Below are 16,279 nucleotides of genomic sequence, written 5' to 3' on the forward strand. Positions count from 1 at the left end.
CCCTTCTGTCGTTGATTGACAGAGAGGATGAATCATGATGACACCATGGACTGATCGACGGAGACGACCGTTAGAAGATTTACGCATCTCGGTCATTGATAAATGTAACTTCCGTTGCCGCTATTGTATGCCGGAAGAGGCGTTCCGCCACCATCAATTCTTAAAACGAGATGAGCTGTTGTCGTTTGACGAAATCGAGCGGTTCGTTCGCATCGTTGCGCCACATGGTGTGAGAAAAATTCGTTTGACTGGGGGCGAACCGCTGCTCAGGCCAAATCTTGATGAGTTGATTCGCCGCCTCCGCAACGTCACGACGATCGAGACGATCGGTTTGACGACGAACGGCGTCTACTTGGAGCGAATGGCTAAAGTATTGAAACAAGCCGGGCTCGACCGGGTTAACGTCAGTCTTGATGCCTTGTCGCCCGAGACGTTCGGGATGATGAACGGTCGGGGCACGTCACCGGAGGCAGTCCTCCGTGGCATTGATGAGGCGAAACGGCAAGGTCTTGAAGTGAAAGTGAATATGGTCGTCCGAAAAGGATGGAACGATCACGAAGTCGCGCCGATGGCCGCTTATTTCAAAGAGCGAAATATCACGCTCCGATACATCGAATTCATGGACGTCGGCACGGCGAACGAGTGGAACGTCGAGCATGTCGTTTCTTCCGAATCGATTCTCGAGGTGTTGAAACAACGAAATGGATTACTCGAACCACTTGCACCTGAATCACTAGGAGAAGTCGCACAACGTTACCGTTACACCGATGGAGCGCAAGTCGGTTTCATCTCATCGGTCAGTCAACCGTTCTGCGGGACGTGTACGCGAGGCCGCCTGTCGAGTGACGGTAAATGGTATACGTGTCTTTTCGCTGAAGACGGGACTGATATTCGTGAACTGCTCCGCAGCGGGGCGAGCGATGATCTCATCGCCATGACACTGAAGATGGTGTGGGAAGTACGCGACGACCGTTATTCAGAAGAGCGAACACGGACAGGGAATCGGACACGCAATCGTATTGAAATGAGTTATATCGGAGGATAGAGACATGCAAGCACACAATCACGCACATCAAAACATGAAGAGCGTCAAGGCAGCCATTTTAACGATTTCAGATACACGCACGCTCGATACGGACGTGTCTGGCGAACATATTTGCACGTTATTAAAAGAGAACGCGCACACGGTCACATATCGTGAGATCACAAAAGACGATGCGACAGAAATCGAAGCGGCCGTCAAACGAATGGTCGACGAAAACATGGACGTCATCTTGACGACCGGCGGTACGGGTATTACAAAACGTGACGTCACGATTGAAACGATCCGGCCGCTGCTCGACCGCGAAATGGTCGGCTTTGGTGAGTTGTTCCGTCATGTCAGCTTCACGGAAGACATCGGTCCGGCTGCGATGTTGTCACGGGCCTTGGCTGGACGCATTGGAAATACCATCATTTTCTCGATGCCAGGTTCACGCGGAGCCGTCGATTTGGCGATGACACGATTGATTTTACCTGAACTTTCGCACGTCGTCTGGGAAGCGACGCGATGATTGGAATCGTCTTGGCAGGGGGCCGGTCGCGCCGGTTCGGATCTCCGAAATGGCAGGCCCGTTATCAAGGCGCCTCGTTTGAAGAACGAGCCAGGCAGACGCTCGTCTCGACGACGACAGCACAATGGAGCGTCGTACCAGCTGGCATGGTGACCGACGATTATCAGCTTGAAGATACTTTCGAATGGCGAGGCATGGGACCGCTCGCCGGCATCGTCACCGTGATGCGTCAAAAGCCTGACGACTGGTACGCTGTCTGTGCGTGTGACACGCCACTGCTTCCTTCAGAAGTATATGAGCGGCTCGCCTTAGAACGAGATGGTCGCCCGGTTGTCGCTGTTGCGGACGACAGACTGCATCCGCTCATCGCCTTGTATCCGCGGTCGATGTTACCACGATTTGAAGACGCGTTAAGACGAGGCGAGCGGGCGGTCATGCCTCATGTAGCAGCCGCGACGATCGTCACGTTTGATGAACGGGATTGGTTTAAAAATGTGAACACACCGAGCGAATATGCGGCGGTGCTACGGAAGGAAGTGGACTGATGGAGAAGGTATCGACGTTGTTTCGCAAACCGCTCGCAATCGATGAAGCGATATCACTCGTCCGAGAAGCGACGGGTGAGCCCGCAATAGAGACAGTCATGCTGCATGAGGCGAATGGACGTATTCTCGCGACGGACCTCATCGCGACGCATGACGTCCCAGCCTTTGATAAATCGCCGTATGACGGTTTTGCCGTCCGAGCTGTCGACTTGATGTCAGCGAGCCGTGACGAGCCGGTGACCTTGTCCGTTCAATACGTGCAAGGAGCGGGGCACGTCGGCCCACCGCTGTTAGACGGTCACGCCATCCGCATCATGACGGGTGCTAAAATCCCAGACGGGGCAGACGCGGTCGTCATGCTCGAAATCGTTCAGGCGGATGAACAACGAGTAACGTTCAAACGTCCTGTCCGAGATAAAAACATCTCCTATCGTGGGGAAGACGTGGCGACCGGTGCTCATATCGTGAATCGTGGCACCCGTATCAACCCCGGCATCATTGCCTTGCTCGCGACGTTCGGCTACGAGCGGGTCGAGGTGTTCACAAAACCGTGGATTACCGTGTTCGCGACAGGGGATGAACTCTCCGAACCAGGGGAGAGAAAAGCTGAGGGTCAAATTTACAATTCCAACGCCTATATGATTCTTGCTCAGATCGAGGCGCTCGGCGGGAAAGCGGTATATGGCGGGATTCTTCCCGATACGTTTCCCGCGACGAAACATGCGATCGAAGAAGCGCTACACACGAGTGACGCCATCGTCACGACGGGTGGAGTGTCGGTCGGAGATTTTGACTACTTACCGGACGTTTACGAAGCACTCGGTGCGTCTGTATTGTTCAACAAAGTCGGGATGCGCCCGGGGTCCGTCACGACGGTCGCGAACGTCGAAGGCCGATTGTTGTTCGGGTTATCCGGGAATCCGTCCGCTTGCTTCGTCGGTACGGAATTGTTTGTCGGGACATATATGAAGACGCTATATGGACAAGCCGAGCGTACGGTCGTACAGGCGGAACTCGGTGTTGATTTTTCGAAACCGAATCCGTTCGACCGGTTCGTACGTGCCCATGTGACGATTGATTCGACCGGACACGCGGTCGTTCATCCGAGCGGAAAAGATAAGTCGGGTATCGTCTCCTCACTCGCGTCATGTAACGCGTTGATCCATCTACCGGGCGGGACGAGAGGATTTCAGAAAGGGGACATGGTACGATGTCGAATCATCGATCAACTTTGACGATCTTGCAAGTGGTCGGCTATCAAAATAGCGGAAAGACATCGTTCGTTTCCGAGCTGACAGAACGGTTGTCGGCGACGGGGTTCCGTGTCGGGGTGATCAAACACCACGGACATGGAGGGGCGCTCGACCTGCCAATGACTGACTCGCATCGCCACGCCCTAGCCGGAGCCGTGTTATCGAGTGTGATCAGTGAGAACGGGACGTTCATCGAGTGGAAAGCCGTCGACACGTTTGAATTACTCGTGAATTGGTATGAAGCGCACGTCGATGTGCTGCTCATTGAAGGCTACAAGCAGAAAAACTATCCGAAAGTGGTACTCGTTCGAGAAGGTTTTGAACAACCGGTCAACTTGACGAATGTGATCGCAATCGGTGATTCCGTGAAAGACCGGAATCGCTTGATGAGTTCGGTGGAAGGGTGGATGGCATATGAACTGGTATCAAGTGAATGAACGTCCCCTCGAGCCGATGGCACTCTACGAAGCGGTCCGGCACCGAAACGTCGGGGCCGTCGTCCTGTTTATCGGAACGGTAAGGGAGATGACCGGAACGAAACAGACCGAACTGCTCGAGTACGAATCCTACGTGCCGATGGCCGAGAAAATGCTCGAACAAATCGCGAAAGAAGTCGATGAGCGTTGGCCTGGCGCTTTAACTGCGATTCATCACCGAATTGGCCGGCTCGATATTTTGGAAGAAGCAGTCGTGATTGCGACAAGCTCGGCCCACCGCGCCGACGCTTACGAGGCGAATCGGTACGCAATCGAACGAATTAAGGAAATTGTCCCGATTTGGAAACGGGAGCACTGGACGGATGGCACGAAATGGATCGGAGATCAAAAAGAACAGCAGCCTGGACGCCCGGAAGGAGTGACGCTTAAATGATTAAAGTATTATGTTTTGCCCACGTGGCAGAAGAATTGTCAGTTCGATCTTATACAGTTCCCGCTCCGCAAACAATCGCTTCCCTGCGCAAAGGATTGTCGGACAGGGGCGTGTCGGGTGCAGAGCGTCTCATGTTCGCGGTCAACGAACGCTATGAGACTGACGAGTATGTGGTCGAGGCCGGCGACACGGTCGCTGTGATCCCGATGGTGAGTGGAGGGTGACACGATGGAATTGACGCATATGAATGGACAGGGACGAGCGTGGATGGTCGACGTCTCAGGAAAAGAAGAAACGACGCGAACTGCTCGCGCCCGGACATCAGTCGAATTGAGTAGTTCGCTCAAACAGCTCATCACAAACGGCGGGCTTGAGAAAGGTGACGTCCTCGCTGTGGCGCAAGTAGCCGGAATCATGGCCGCCAAAGAGACGAGCCGGATCATCCCGATGTGTCATCCGCTCGCCTTGAAGAAAATTGATTTAACGTTTGAATGGGACGGCACCGATCTCATCATCGAATCATTCGTCAAAACAAAAGGTGATACCGGTGTCGAGATGGAAGCATTGACGGCCGCGACGATTGCGGCGTTGACCGTTTACGATATGACGAAAGCCGTCGATAAAGGCATCGTCATTGGACCGACCTATTTGCTCGAGAAGCACGGCGGGAAGTCAGGAGACTATATCCGATGACACACCTGTCGGAACGTTATGCACGGCAAGCCCGTTTTCATGGAATCGGGGCGGACGGGCAAGCGGAACTGATGACAAAGCGCGTACTTGTCGTCGGTCTCGGTGCGCTCGGTGCGGCTGTGTCCGATCAGCTCGTTCGGGCCGGTGTCGGACTCGTCATCGTCGACCGGGATTATGTGGAAGTGACGAACCTGCAACGGCAAACGCTGTATACGGAACAAGACGCGACAGCGGAGACGCCGAAAGCAATCGCTGCGCTTGAGCGGTTGCGAGCAATCAACGGAGACGTTGAAATCGACGCGCACATCGCCGACGTCTCGTGGGACTGGCTTCGTCCCTTGCCTCACGTCGACCTCGTCTTGGACGCGACGGACAACGTCGAGACACGTCTGTTGTTGAACGATTTCGCGCTCGAGCGAGGCATTCCGTTCTTGTTCGCTTCTTGCGTCGGGGCGTATGGCATGAACTATACCGTATTGCCGGGTGAGGCACCTTGTCTCCGCTGTCTCATGCGCCACTTGCCGCTCGCTGGGCAGACGTGTGCGACAGCCGGAGTCGTGGCGCCAATCGTCCACCACGTCGCGAGCCGGCAAGCTGTCGAGGCGTTGAAATATTTGACGGGGCGACATGAGAAATTGGAACGTCGACTTTTGATTGAGGACTTATGGGAAAATCAGTCGCAACGACTCGATGTCGAACGGCTTGTCGACGCGGCGTGTCCGTCGTGCCAACAGAACGAGTATCCGAGTCTCGTCTCGAACCGGCAACAGACGGCTCTTCTATGCGGACGTGATGTTGTTCAAGTTCGTCGGTCGATCGAAGGACTTGAGCCGATCGCGAACCAACTTGAGCGCGCTGACATCACAATGAAAAAGACGCCATTCACGTTAGAATGGCGGTGGCGAGGTCACCGGATGCTCTTATTCAAAGATGGTCGGGTCCTCGTCCACGGTGTCAACGACCCGCATGTTGCGGTCGCCATGGTCGATGAGTGTCTCGGTGCATAAAAAAGATGTCCATCGAGGCCGATGGACATCTTTTTTATGCGGCTGTTTTTGCATACCGATTCTTTCGAAGAGAACGATACGTCTCAACCAATGCGATACAAGCACCCGTGATCACAATTCCAATCCAAGTCATATTTTCGTTATTCGCTATTTCGTTCTCGTTCGTCACTCGAAAAATTTCGATATTAGCGAATGTGATTGGATCTCCGGTCGTTTGCGCATCGGAATAACCTAGCCAAATCACAGTAAAGAAGATAACGGTAGATAACCCGATTCCGATTACTGTTTCGATTCCAAGACGTAGCATCGTTCGTCCCATTTCAATTTCTCCCCTCAATGAATGGATGAATCATTCTTAATTTCCATTTACGAGGCGTTTGATAAAAAAGTTTCATACATTACACTTGCTCAGCGTGGAATCGTGAGCACTTGACCGACGCTGATCAAATTGATGTTCGTGATGTTGTTGGCGGCAGCGATTTTGGCGACGGTCGTATTATATGTCGTCGCAATCTTATAGAGCGTGTCGCCTGACTTGACGGTATACTTCACGGTCGTCGCTGGCGGAGGAGTGACGGTTGTTCCTGGGATGACCAGGACTTGACCGACGCTGATCAGGTTGATGTTGGTGATGTTATTGGCAGCAGCGATTTTGGCGACGGTCGTTTTGTACAGTGTCGCAATCTTGTAGAGTGTATCGCCTGCTTTTACCGTATATTTGACAGTCGTCGTTGGGGGTGGCGTGACGCTTGTTCCTGGAATGACGAGCACTTGACCGACACTGATCAAGTTGTAGTTCGTGATCTTGTTGGCGGCAGCGAGTGCAGCGACTGTGACGTTGTAAGCCCGAGCGATGCTATAGAGCGTGTCGCCTGATTTGACAGTATACGTTTTAGAGGTTGAAGTAGATTGGTAAGCGAGCAATTGGGAAACTGTCACGAATTTGTAGCCTTTTGCTTTCAGTTGCGAGATCATCGTCGGCAAGGCGAGCGGTGTGCCTGGCGCACCAGCACCGGTGTGCATGAGGACGATCGATCCTGGTTTGATGTTCGTTTGGACTTTCGTATTGATTTGGCTAGCAGTGAGTCCTTTCCAGTCAATCGTATCGATGTTCCATTGGATCGTATAAGCGTAGCCGGCAGCGCCGACACCGCTCAAGACGGCGCTGTTCACGGCGCCAAACGGAGCCCGGAAGATCGGTTTTGTCGTTTTGCCGGTCAGTGACTTAACGATTGCTTCGGTACGGTCGAGTTCGGTCTTCATTTGAGTGGCGGTCAACTGGGTGAAGTATGGGTGGCTGTACGAGTGGTTACCTACTTGGTGACCTTTAGCTGCGATGTTTTTAATGTATTGAGGATGGTGGTTGGCGCCGGTTCCAGTCAAAAAGAAAGTGGCTTTGACGTTGTTCTTGGCAAGTATGTCCAAAATCTTGTTCGTATTCGCACCATCCGCTCCGTCATCAAACGTCAACGCCACGACTTTACTCGTCGTGTTCACGCTCGTTATGAACTTCGAAGCAGCGGCATCAGCTGATTTTGGATAGGTGACTAACGGTGCCAGCAGGATCAACAAGGCCATCAATAACCGTACAAATTTGCTCTTCATTTTTCCTTTCGCCTCCATTCTTGGTGTATGTATCTTGGTGTCAAGGCTTTCCATATATTGAGCTGTGTATATATTTTATATACCCCGTTTTGTTCCGAAACACGTTATAATCCTAAAAATAGGCAAAGGAATTTTTGGATAATGACTCTCAAATTTTGTGTTCAATTTATGAGCGGAAGACGTGGTAAATATCACAAAATCATCACACAATTCCTGAAAAAGGATGATATCATGAACAATGTGTGAAACGTGTAAGCGATTAACTAGGGGGGATTCATAATGAAACAAACAGTGAAACGAATCGGGATGGCGACAGGAATAATCGGTCTGTTCGTCCTTGGGGCATGTGGGACAGAAGAGGCGGACAATGCGACGGAGACGGTGCAGTCGATGGAGCCCGTCGAAGCAGAATTGAAAGTACCGGCGACAGCGGAAATAGATGAAGCGGTCACATTATCGGTTCGCGTCACGCAAGACGGTACAGGGGTCGATGATGCGGACGAGATCAAGTTCGAAGTGTGGAAGAACGGCGCCAAAGAAGAGAGTGAGATGATGAAAGCTGCGCTCACAGAAGACGGGGTCTATGAGACGGAAGCAACGTTTGCGGATGAAGCGGTCTATACGGTCCAAGTCCACGTGACGGCGCGGGCGATGCATACGATGCCGACAGCGAACGTGACGGTCGGTCATCCAGAAACGGAAGCTGAGGCTGAATCAGACCATCACCAACACGCCGGGGCTGACATCACGCTCGATCCAAAGCAAGTGACGGCGAATGAAGCGAGCCCGTTCACAGTCAACGTTGAAATTGACCATGAGGCGCTGACAGGTGCGGACGTTCAACTTGAAGTATTCAAAGACGGTGCGGATAAGCACGATTGGGTGAAGCTTGAGGAAACGGAAAACGGAAGCTATGCGGGTGAGCATACGTTCTCGGAGACCGGTACGTACAACGTCCAAGTCCATGTGACGAAAGGACACGACATTCATGAACACGTCATGGAGACAGTCGAAGTCAAATAAAAAATCGATCGGCGCATGCGCCGATCGATTTTTATTATGCGTTTTGGTAAAGTGATTCGACTTGTTGTTGAAGCGATTCGTTCTCGAGAAACTGGTCGTACGTCGCTTCTTTGTCGACAATCCCGTTCGGCGTCACTTCGATGATGCGTGTCGCAATCGTCGAGATGAGCTGATGGTCATGTGAACTGAAGAGGAGTACGCCTTTGAACGTCTCGAGTCCGTTGTTGAGAGCTGTGATCGATTCGAGGTCCAAGTGGTTCGTCGGATCGTCAAGGACGAGCACGTTCGAGTTCGAGAGCATCATCTTCGAGAGCATGCAACGAACTTTCTCTCCCCCTGAGAGGACAGACGCTTTCTTCATGACTTCTTCGCCAGAGAAGAGCATACGGCCGAGGAAACCACGGAGGAACGTATCTGACTCGTCAGCTGGCGAGAACTGGCGTAACCAGTCCAAGATGCTCTTATCTGAGCCTTCGAAGTATTCCGAGTTGTCTTTAGGGAAGTACGATTGGATCGTCGTCACGCCCCATTTGACCGTACCCGTGTCTGGCTCCATCTCACCCATGAGGATCTTGAAGAGTGTCGTGATGGCGACGTCGTTGCGACCGACGAAAGCAACTTTGTCCATCTTGTTCAATGAGAACGTGACGTTGTCGAGTACTTTGACGCCGTCGATCGTCTTCGAGACGTTGTCGACGTACAAGACGTCATTTCCGATTTCACGTTCCATCGAGAAACCAACGAACGGATAACGGCGTGATGACGGACGGATGTCGTCCAGTGTGATCTTATCGAGCAACTTTTTACGCGATGTCGCTTGACGCGCCTTCGAGGCGTTCGAGCTGAAACGGGCGATAAAGTTTTGGAGCTCTTTGATCTTCTCTTCTTTTTTCTTGTTCTGGTCGTTGGCCATGCGCGATGCGAGTTGGCTCGACTCGTACCAGAAGTCGTAGTTCCCGACGTACAGCTGAATCTTACCGAAGTCGAGGTCAGCCATGTGCGTACAAACTTTGTTCAAGAAGTGACGGTCGTGGGAAACGACGATGACTGTGTTCTCGAAGTTGATCAAGAACTCTTCGAGCCATTGAATCGCTTTGATGTCAAGTCCGTTCGTCGGCTCATCGAGGAGCAAGATGTCTGGCTTACCGAACAACGCTTGGGCAAGGAGTACCTTGACCTTCTCGCCACCCGTGAGCTCGCTCATGAGTTTATGGTGCGACGCGTCAGTGATTCCAAGACCTTGAAGCACCGTTGCGGCTTCCGACTCGGCTTCCCAACCGTTCATCTCAGCGAATTCACCTTCGAGTTCAGCGGCACGCATGCCGTCTTCGTCAGAGAAATCTTCTTTCATATAGATTGCATCTTTTTCTTTCATGACTTGATACAAGCGCTCATGGCCTTTGATGACTGTTTCAAGCACAGCCTGGTCTTCGTACGCATAATGGTCCTGTTTGAGGACGGCGAGACGTTCGCCAGGTGAGAAGCTGACGTCACCCGTTGACGTCTCTTGCTCACCGGCAAGAATTTTCAAGAATGTTGATTTACCGGCACCGTTCGCGCCGATCAAGCCGTAACAGTTGCCTGGTGTGAACTTGATGTTCACGTCTTCGAACAACTTACGGCCACCGAATTGAAGACTTACGTTATTTACTGTAATCATGTATAGAATACCTCGTTTTTCTGATTTGTTTACGACGTGTATTGTATCACGTTTTTTAAAAACGCGCAGTCGCGGGTAAATATGAAACAAATGTGGAACGGATTCGTATGAATGGATAAGGGGGAATCGTTCATGAAAACATCACTATCGATCCGCGAGGCGTGGAACGACTACTACCGCAAAGATTTCGTCCGACTGTTGCTCGTGTTCTTCGTGACAGGCGTCGTCTCGTATTGGTTATTCCGCACGTTCATCGCGGCCGAACAAGTCGACGAGATTTTAGCCCAACTCGGCGAATCGTTTGAAGCGAGCGGGCTGACGTTCGACTCGAGCGCACGCGACACGATGATCGCCTTGTTCGTGAACAATACACGTGTCACGTTGCTCGCCTTCTTACTCGGGATGATCCCACTCTTCATCCCGTACGTGTTCGTCGTCATCAACGCCGCCGTCATCGGTCTCGTCGCCATGCTCGTCGGTTTCACGGGCGAGTCGGTCATTAAAGTGCTCGTTCTCGGGATTTTACCGCACGGCGTCACCGAAATCTCGGCGATTCTGCTCGGGGCGGCGATGGGACTGTCGCTCAACCGTCATGTATGGAAGAAGTTACGAGGAAAAGAGACGGACGTCACGTTCAAAGCGCTATTGCTCGCAGGGATCAAGACGTTCTTATTTATCGCGGTCCCGCTCCTCGCTGTCTCCGCTGTCATCGAGGCGTACGTCACGCCGCTCTTGCTACAGTAAAAGTCATCGCAGGATGGCTTTTTTAATTGAAGTAATGTGTCGTCTCGAGACAGCGCAGCGGGGTAATTCCTTCTAAGGTGACTTCGCAGTTCAACTGCCAGACTTCGAACCCGTCCACGATCGCGTCACGAATCCGTTGGCGAATCAAAGCGTCGTGTCTCCGCTTCGGATTGCCGGTGAAGATGGGCGCATCATATAAGAAGACATACAATAAAACGGCCCGTCCTGCTTGTGGCAACGTCGCGATCAGTGTTTCAAGATGACGGATGAACCGTTTCGTCTCGACAGGGGTTTTCCTTGCGTTTCCTTCAAAGCGAGGGAGCGGCGTCACGAACAGTTCCGTCAGCGGTGTTTTCACTTCCATGTAGACTGCATCGACTTTGAAATCGAGGCGTGAACCGCCTGACACGATTTCACGTTCGACCCGTTCTAGAGACGGAAAGACCGGCAAAGCGTCCGCTTTCAAGAGATGTTCGACGTAGTCGTTGGCCCGTCCTTGATGGATGCCGATCCAGCGCTTGTCCCGGTCAATCGAGATGGCTTCCACCGTGAAAGAAGTATGGCGTCGCAGATTGTTTGCCGCCGAAACGAGGCAAGGCACACCGTCGAAGACGAGATCACCGATTCGCCCTGTGACCGGACAGTGGCACGCGACAATCTTGTCATCGAGCAACACGTCCATGACGAAGCGGTTGCGCCGCTTGACGATCACCCCTTCTTTTAACGGTCGTTCAAATCGGTACATCGTCAGCCCGTGCGGACGACCGTCGTGTCGAGCTCGAACGTCACGTTGCCGGCCAAGGCGCGTGAAATCATACAGCCGTCTTTCGCTTTCTTAGCAATCCGTTCGACGAGCGTGATATCCCGGTCGGTCGCCGCAGCGCGGACGTTTATCACGGTTTTATAACGGATCGTCTCGTATGTGAACACGCCGTTCGTCACGTCGACGATACCTTCGGCGTCGATCGTGATGCCTTGATGGGAAAGATGGCTCCGTCCAAGCATGGCCGCGAGCGTGATGATATAGCACGTCGCCGCAGCTCCGAGGAGCATCTCATCGGGATTCGTCCCGATACCAGGTCCGTCCATTTCCGGGGGAATCGAAATTTGCGTCTTCAACCGTTCGGCCTCGATCGTGCCGACGTCGTTACGTCCGCCAGTCCAGTCAAGGTTCATGTGAAACGTATGCTTCATAAAAATCGCCTCCAATGTCTCTAGTGTAGAAGAGAATGATTGGAGGCGCATGTGTTATGCTCGCGCGCGTTCGGCGAACGTGCGGAGCGTCTGGATAATGACGTGTGTCGCTTTTTCCATATTGTTGACGGAGACGTACTCGAACTTGCCGTGATAGTTCTCGCCGCCAGTGAAGATGTTTGGCGTCGGGAGACCCATATACGACAGTTGCGAGCCATCGGTCCCGCCGCGAATCGGTTCGATTACCGGTTCGATCCCGAGTTCGCGCATGACGTCGGCGACGGTGTCGACGATGTGTTTGACCGGCTCGATCTTCTCGGCCATGTTGTAGTACTGGTCGTCCATCTTCAAGTCGATGCGTGCCTCGCCGTATTTTTGTTTCCATTCGGCGACAAGTTTCTCGAGCAAGACTTTCCGGGCTTCGAACTTCGTCCGGTCGTGGTCGCGGATGATGTATTGGAGAACTGTCGTCTCGACATCACCCGAGAATCCGTTCAAGTGGAAGAATCCTTCATAATGGCTCGTATGTTCCGGTGCCTCGTCGGCCGGAAGGCGGTTATGGAACGCCATCGCCAGTTTCATCGAGTTGACCATCTTGTTCTTGGCGCTACCCGGGTGGACGTTCGTGCCGTGGAACGTGACGGTCGCTCCGGCAGCGTTGAAACTTTCATACTGAAGTTCGCCAAGCGGACCGCCGTCCATCGTGTAGGCAAAGTCGGCGTTGAAGCGGGCGACGTCGAACTTATGTGGTCCGCGCCCGATTTCTTCGTCCGGTGTGAACGCAATCCGGACCGGTCCGTGTGGGATTTCCGGATGCGCCAGTAAGTATTCGACCGCCGTGACGATTTCCGCCATGCCGGCCTTATCATCGGCACCGAGCAGCGTCGTTCCGTCCGTCGTCATGAGCGTATGGCCGACGTAATCATCAAGTTCGGGGAAGTCACGCGGTGACAAGATAACATTGAGTGCCTCGTTCAAGACGATATCGCCACCCGCGTAGTGTTCGACGAGTTGCGGATTGACGTTTGTGCCGGTAAAATCGGTCGCCGTATCGACGTGAGCGAGCAGCCCGATCGTCGGCACGTCATGGTCGACGTTACTCGGCAACGTCGCGAACAAGTAGCCGTATTCGTCGGTCTCGACGTCTTCGAGCCCAATCGCCTTCAGTTCGGCCTCGAGATGGCGAATCAAATCCCATTGTTTCACCGTCGACGGCGTCGTCTCACTCGTAAAGTCAGATTGCGTGTCAATTTTGGCATACGTCATCAACCGTTCAATCAATTTTGCTTGCATAAAAAATACCTCCCCATATCGTTTCTCATCCGTTTTAGTGTAGCACGGGAACCGTTTGGAGAAGTATCAAAATTGTTTGAAAAATGGACAGGCGACCGAAGCGCCTGTCCATCGTTTACTGGATGATGACACCGCCGTCAATGACGAACTCGGCGCCCGTGAAGTAACTCGACTCGTCTGAGGCGAGGAACAAGACGAGGTTCGAGACGTCGGCCGGCTTTCCGATTCGTTTAAGCGGCACCGCCCGTCACAAGCGCGACTCCACCTTGTACACGTTTCATTGTCCTTCCTCCTTTTCAAAAAAGAAAGCAACCGTCTTCTTTAACATCATTAAGCGAGAATTCTCCCACCTCTAAGCGTCTGGGGCGAAGCTCGGCGTAGGTGGGAGATGAATCGCCCGTACATAAACCTCTTGGGCACCCCTGTGACATAATTACGAACATAAGTTCTTGATTCCGTCAGATTTCCCTTCCCCCGCCGCGGGTATCGGAATGGGAAGAGAATCATCCTGACGCCGGGTGTGAAGGAGGGACAGACATGCTGAAGGGCTATAAATACCGGCTCTATCCGACGGCGGCACAGGCCGATTTCCTGGTCCGGACGATCGGCTGCGCCCGCTTCGTCTACAACAAGCTGCTCGAGGACCGCATCAAAATCCGCGAGGAGACGAAGGCGGGGACCGGGCAGAAGCGGAAGCCGCCGACGCCGGCCTCCTACAAGCCGCTGTTCCCGTTCCTCTGCGAGGCGGACAGCCTCGCGCTCGCGAACGCGAAGCTGCACCTCGACACGGCGTTCACGAAGTTCTTCGCCGGGACGGCCGGCTTCCCGGTGTTCAAGTCGAGACGGAAGGCGCGCGCGTCCTACACGACGAACAACCAGCACGGCACGATCCGCATCGAAGGGGGCCATGTCCGGCTCCCGAAGGTTGGATTCATCCGCTTCACACAGCACCGAATCTTCGACGGCGAGATCCGGTCGGCGACCGTGTCGATGACGAAGACGGGCAAGTTCTTCGTGTCGCTCCTCGTCGAGCAGGACGACGAGCCGTGGGTCCCGGCCGAGCACAAAATCGGGATCGACCTCGGCCTCGGGCACTTCGCCGTCATGACGAACGACGCGCTCGTCACGGAGAAGATCCCGAACCCGCGCAACCTGCGCGAGGCCGAGGCGCGGCTCAAACGGGCGCAGCGCGCGCTGTCCCGCAAGAAGCCCGGCAGCAGGAACCGCGAGAAGGCGCGGCTCCTATTGGCCAAGAAGCACGAGCAGGTCAAGAACCGACGGCACGACTTCCTCCACAAGCTGTCGCGACGCATCGTCGACGAGAACCAAGTCGTCGTGGTCGAGACGCTGAAGCCGAGGGAGATGATGCAGGACCGCCGCCTGGCGAAGTCGATCGGGGACGCCGGATGGGGGGAGTTCGTCCGCCAATTGGAATATAAGGCTAGGTTCTATGGACGGACACTCATCCAGGCCGACCCGTGGTTCGCCTCGACCCAAGTCTGTTCGGCCTGCGGCGAGAACGGCGGCAGGAAGGAGCTAGACGTCCGCGAATGGACATGCGCCGCATGCGGGGCGCTCCATGACCGCGACGTCAACGCGAGCCTCAACCTGTTGCGTCTCGCAGACTAAAACACCCCAGGGCAGGGACTGCCCGACGCGCTTGGTCCACAACCGTGGCTGGTAAAAGCATGGTCTTCCCAAGAAGCTCCCACTTCAAGTTGCGAAGCAAATAAGTGGTGAGTAGTTCACTTATAATATGAGATGTCACATATTATGAAATATTTTGAACGATTGGCATTAGAAAAGGATAGGGAGCAACAACGGCAACAAAAACGACGTGAAGATGGCGGTCAGTCCCATTGCGGCACCACCGGTCGCGCCTGAGAGCGGATGTTCGGTCGCGGCTTGGGCTGTCCCGATGCCGTGGCTGATCGTCCCGAGGGCGAGTCCGCGCGTGAACGGGTCGGTCACGTTGAACATAGATAAAATCACTGGGCCGAGCATGGCGCCAAGGATGCCGCAGGCGACGGCGACCGAAGCGGCGAGCGCGGCGTCACCTTGTAACTGTCGTGCCAGCTCGAGCGCAATCGGCGAGGTCACCGATTTGACGGACAAGGCGAGCAAGACGTGATCCGTCAACTTGAGTGCGGTCCCGAGACCGACAGCGACGAAAATCGTTGATAACGTCCCGAGCACGATGGCACCGAGCGCTCGTTTAGCCCGAGCGAGCAGGATCGGCAAGTTGCGATAGAGCGGCAAACCGAGCGCCACTGTCGCCGGCCCGAGCAGTGTCGTGATCGCATCTTTCGCCGGCGCATACGTGTCGTACGTCTGTCCAGAGACGAGCAATAACAAGATGAGCGTGAGCGTGCTCAAAAAGACGACGTTCGTGAACGGGGACGCCCATTTGAATGACAGCTTCCGGCTCAACATATAGACGGCAATGGTAATCAATATCCAGAAGACGGTCATGACGCCTCACCGTGTTTTCCGGAAACGAGCGCCGTCACGACGAGGCCGATCGTCATGCTAATGATCAAGGCGAGGAAGAGCGGAACGCCTTCCGCCTTTAAGAGCGAGCTATACGACATGAGCCCGACGGCAATCGGGATGAAGAAAAAGGCGAGGTGCTTCGTCAAGAAACCGGCGCTATCTTCGATCCATTCGACGCGGATGATCTTGGTCATCAATAAGAGCAGTAATAGGACCATGCCGATGACGCTCCCTGGCACTTTTAAAGCGAGCACGGCGACGATCCAATTCCCGAGCGCGCTCAAGCCAAATAAGAGCGAAAGGCCGATAATCCATTTGATAAGACGTTGCATGTGATTCATCCTTT

At 53.7% G+C, this 16,279-nt stretch carries 20 protein-coding genes and 1 pseudogene; 12 read left to right on the plus strand and 9 right to left on the minus strand.

Annotated features, from left to right (window positions below):
• The first annotated feature begins 34 nt into the window (after positions 1-34).
• Genes moaA through EVJ21_RS11420 form a run of 9 tightly spaced genes read left to right on the plus strand, consistent with a single transcriptional unit; the run spans position 35 to position 5,921 of the window.
• Positions 35-1,045, plus strand: coding sequence for a GTP 3',8-cyclase MoaA (gene moaA / locus EVJ21_RS11380; RefSeq protein ID WP_131490562.1), 1,011 nt, complete (start codon positions 35-37; stop codon positions 1,043-1,045).
• 4 nt (positions 1,046-1,049) lie between these two features.
• The gene (locus EVJ21_RS11385; RefSeq protein WP_131490563.1) at positions 1,050-1,553 is read left to right on the plus strand and encodes a MogA/MoaB family molybdenum cofactor biosynthesis protein; all 504 of its coding nucleotides are present in this window, start codon (positions 1,050-1,052) and stop codon (positions 1,551-1,553) included.
• Entirely contained in the window at positions 1,550-2,098 is a 549-nt protein-coding gene (locus EVJ21_RS11390; protein ID WP_131465873.1) for a molybdenum cofactor guanylyltransferase, read from the plus strand. The genes EVJ21_RS11385 and EVJ21_RS11390 overlap by 4 nt, the downstream gene beginning before the upstream one ends.
• The gene (locus tag EVJ21_RS11395) at positions 2,098-3,333 is read left to right on the plus strand and encodes a molybdopterin molybdotransferase MoeA (protein ID WP_131490564.1); all 1,236 of its coding nucleotides are present in this window, start codon (positions 2,098-2,100) and stop codon (positions 3,331-3,333) included. Before EVJ21_RS11390 ends, EVJ21_RS11395 begins: the two co-directional genes overlap by 1 nt.
• Complete coding sequence (mobB, locus tag EVJ21_RS11400; RefSeq protein WP_131490565.1) at positions 3,309-3,788, plus strand: molybdopterin-guanine dinucleotide biosynthesis protein B; 480 nt, start codon at positions 3,309-3,311, stop codon at positions 3,786-3,788. The genes EVJ21_RS11395 and mobB overlap by 25 nt, the downstream gene beginning before the upstream one ends.
• On the plus strand, positions 3,766-4,221 hold the full coding sequence (locus EVJ21_RS11405; RefSeq protein ID WP_070328109.1) for a molybdenum cofactor biosynthesis protein MoaE: 456 nt from the start codon (positions 3,766-3,768) through the stop codon (positions 4,219-4,221). The genes mobB and EVJ21_RS11405 overlap by 23 nt, the downstream gene beginning before the upstream one ends.
• The gene (locus EVJ21_RS11410) at positions 4,218-4,445 is read left to right on the plus strand and encodes a MoaD/ThiS family protein (protein ID WP_035385838.1); all 228 of its coding nucleotides are present in this window, start codon (positions 4,218-4,220) and stop codon (positions 4,443-4,445) included. Before EVJ21_RS11405 ends, EVJ21_RS11410 begins: the two co-directional genes overlap by 4 nt.
• Before the next feature lie 4 nt (positions 4,446-4,449).
• Complete coding sequence (gene moaC, locus EVJ21_RS11415; protein WP_131441220.1) at positions 4,450-4,914, plus strand: cyclic pyranopterin monophosphate synthase MoaC; 465 nt, start codon at positions 4,450-4,452, stop codon at positions 4,912-4,914.
• Positions 4,911-5,921, plus strand: a complete 1,011-nt coding sequence (locus EVJ21_RS11420) for a ThiF family adenylyltransferase (RefSeq protein WP_131490566.1) — start codon at positions 4,911-4,913, stop codon at positions 5,919-5,921. Before moaC ends, EVJ21_RS11420 begins: the two co-directional genes overlap by 4 nt.
• A gap of 34 nt (positions 5,922-5,955) precedes the next feature.
• On the opposite strand, the gene EVJ21_RS11425 is transcribed toward EVJ21_RS11420, so the two are convergent.
• Together EVJ21_RS11425 and EVJ21_RS11430 are read right to left on the minus strand one after the other, a co-directional pair.
• Entirely contained in the window at positions 5,956-6,240 is a 285-nt protein-coding gene (locus EVJ21_RS11425; RefSeq protein WP_131490567.1) for an LlsX family protein, read from the minus strand.
• 89 nt (positions 6,241-6,329) lie between these two features.
• Positions 6,330-7,526 carry a LysM peptidoglycan-binding domain-containing protein gene (locus EVJ21_RS11430; RefSeq protein ID WP_071398801.1) on the minus strand — a complete coding sequence of 399 codons (1,197 nt, stop codon included), beginning with the start codon at positions 7,524-7,526 and terminating at the stop codon, positions 6,330-6,332.
• 279 nt (positions 7,527-7,805) lie between these two features.
• On the opposite strand from EVJ21_RS11430, the gene EVJ21_RS11435 reads away from it, so the two are divergent.
• The gene (locus EVJ21_RS11435; protein WP_131490568.1) at positions 7,806-8,549 is read left to right on the plus strand and encodes a FixH family protein; all 744 of its coding nucleotides are present in this window, start codon (positions 7,806-7,808) and stop codon (positions 8,547-8,549) included.
• Between the two features lie 34 nt (positions 8,550-8,583).
• Here the strand turns inward: EVJ21_RS11435 and EVJ21_RS11440 are convergent, their stop codons facing one another.
• Entirely contained in the window at positions 8,584-10,209 is a 1,626-nt protein-coding gene (locus EVJ21_RS11440; protein ID WP_070328113.1) for an ABC-F family ATP-binding cassette domain-containing protein, read from the minus strand.
• 132 nt (positions 10,210-10,341) lie between these two features.
• On the opposite strand from EVJ21_RS11440, the gene EVJ21_RS11445 reads away from it, so the two are divergent.
• Positions 10,342-10,953, plus strand: coding sequence for a stage II sporulation protein M (locus EVJ21_RS11445; protein ID WP_161568957.1), 612 nt, complete (start codon positions 10,342-10,344; stop codon positions 10,951-10,953).
• Positions 10,954-10,975: 22 nt separating this feature from the next.
• Here the strand turns inward: EVJ21_RS11445 and EVJ21_RS11450 are convergent, their stop codons facing one another.
• The 4 genes and pseudogenes from EVJ21_RS11450 to EVJ21_RS11465 all read right to left on the minus strand — a co-directional run.
• Entirely contained in the window at positions 10,976-11,698 is a 723-nt protein-coding gene (locus EVJ21_RS11450; protein WP_131490570.1) for a DNA/RNA nuclease SfsA, read from the minus strand.
• 2 nt (positions 11,699-11,700) lie between these two features.
• Entirely contained in the window at positions 11,701-12,147 is a 447-nt protein-coding gene (locus EVJ21_RS11455) for an SACOL1771 family peroxiredoxin (protein ID WP_131490571.1), read from the minus strand.
• A gap of 54 nt (positions 12,148-12,201) precedes the next feature.
• Positions 12,202-13,440 (minus strand): peptidase T, encoded by a 1,239-nt coding sequence (pepT, locus tag EVJ21_RS11460; protein WP_131490572.1) that lies wholly within the window; start codon positions 13,438-13,440, stop codon positions 12,202-12,204.
• Positions 13,441-13,555: 115 nt separating this feature from the next.
• Positions 13,556-13,681 (minus strand): annotated as a pseudogene (locus EVJ21_RS11465) (SDR family oxidoreductase); the annotation flags it as partial.
• 296 nt (positions 13,682-13,977) lie between these two features.
• On the opposite strand from EVJ21_RS11465, the gene EVJ21_RS11470 reads away from it, so the two are divergent.
• Positions 13,978-15,069 carry an RNA-guided endonuclease TnpB family protein gene (locus EVJ21_RS11470; RefSeq protein ID WP_131490573.1) on the plus strand — a complete coding sequence of 364 codons (1,092 nt, stop codon included), beginning with the start codon at positions 13,978-13,980 and terminating at the stop codon, positions 15,067-15,069.
• A gap of 168 nt (positions 15,070-15,237) precedes the next feature.
• On the opposite strand, the gene EVJ21_RS11475 is transcribed toward EVJ21_RS11470, so the two are convergent.
• Positions 15,238-15,912: an LrgB family protein gene (locus EVJ21_RS11475; RefSeq protein WP_070328373.1), complete on the minus strand. Its 675-nt coding sequence runs from the start codon at positions 15,910-15,912 to the stop codon at positions 15,238-15,240.
• On the minus strand, positions 15,909-16,265 hold the full coding sequence (locus EVJ21_RS11480; RefSeq protein WP_070328372.1) for a CidA/LrgA family protein: 357 nt from the start codon (positions 16,263-16,265) through the stop codon (positions 15,909-15,911). The genes EVJ21_RS11475 and EVJ21_RS11480 overlap by 4 nt, the downstream gene beginning before the upstream one ends.
• Positions 16,266-16,279 lie beyond the last annotated feature (14 nt).

Origin of the sequence: Exiguobacterium sp. SH0S2, from assembly GCF_004337185.1 — a bacterium.
Lineage (GTDB): Bacteria > Bacillota > Bacilli > Exiguobacteriales > Exiguobacteriaceae > Exiguobacterium > Exiguobacterium aurantiacum_A.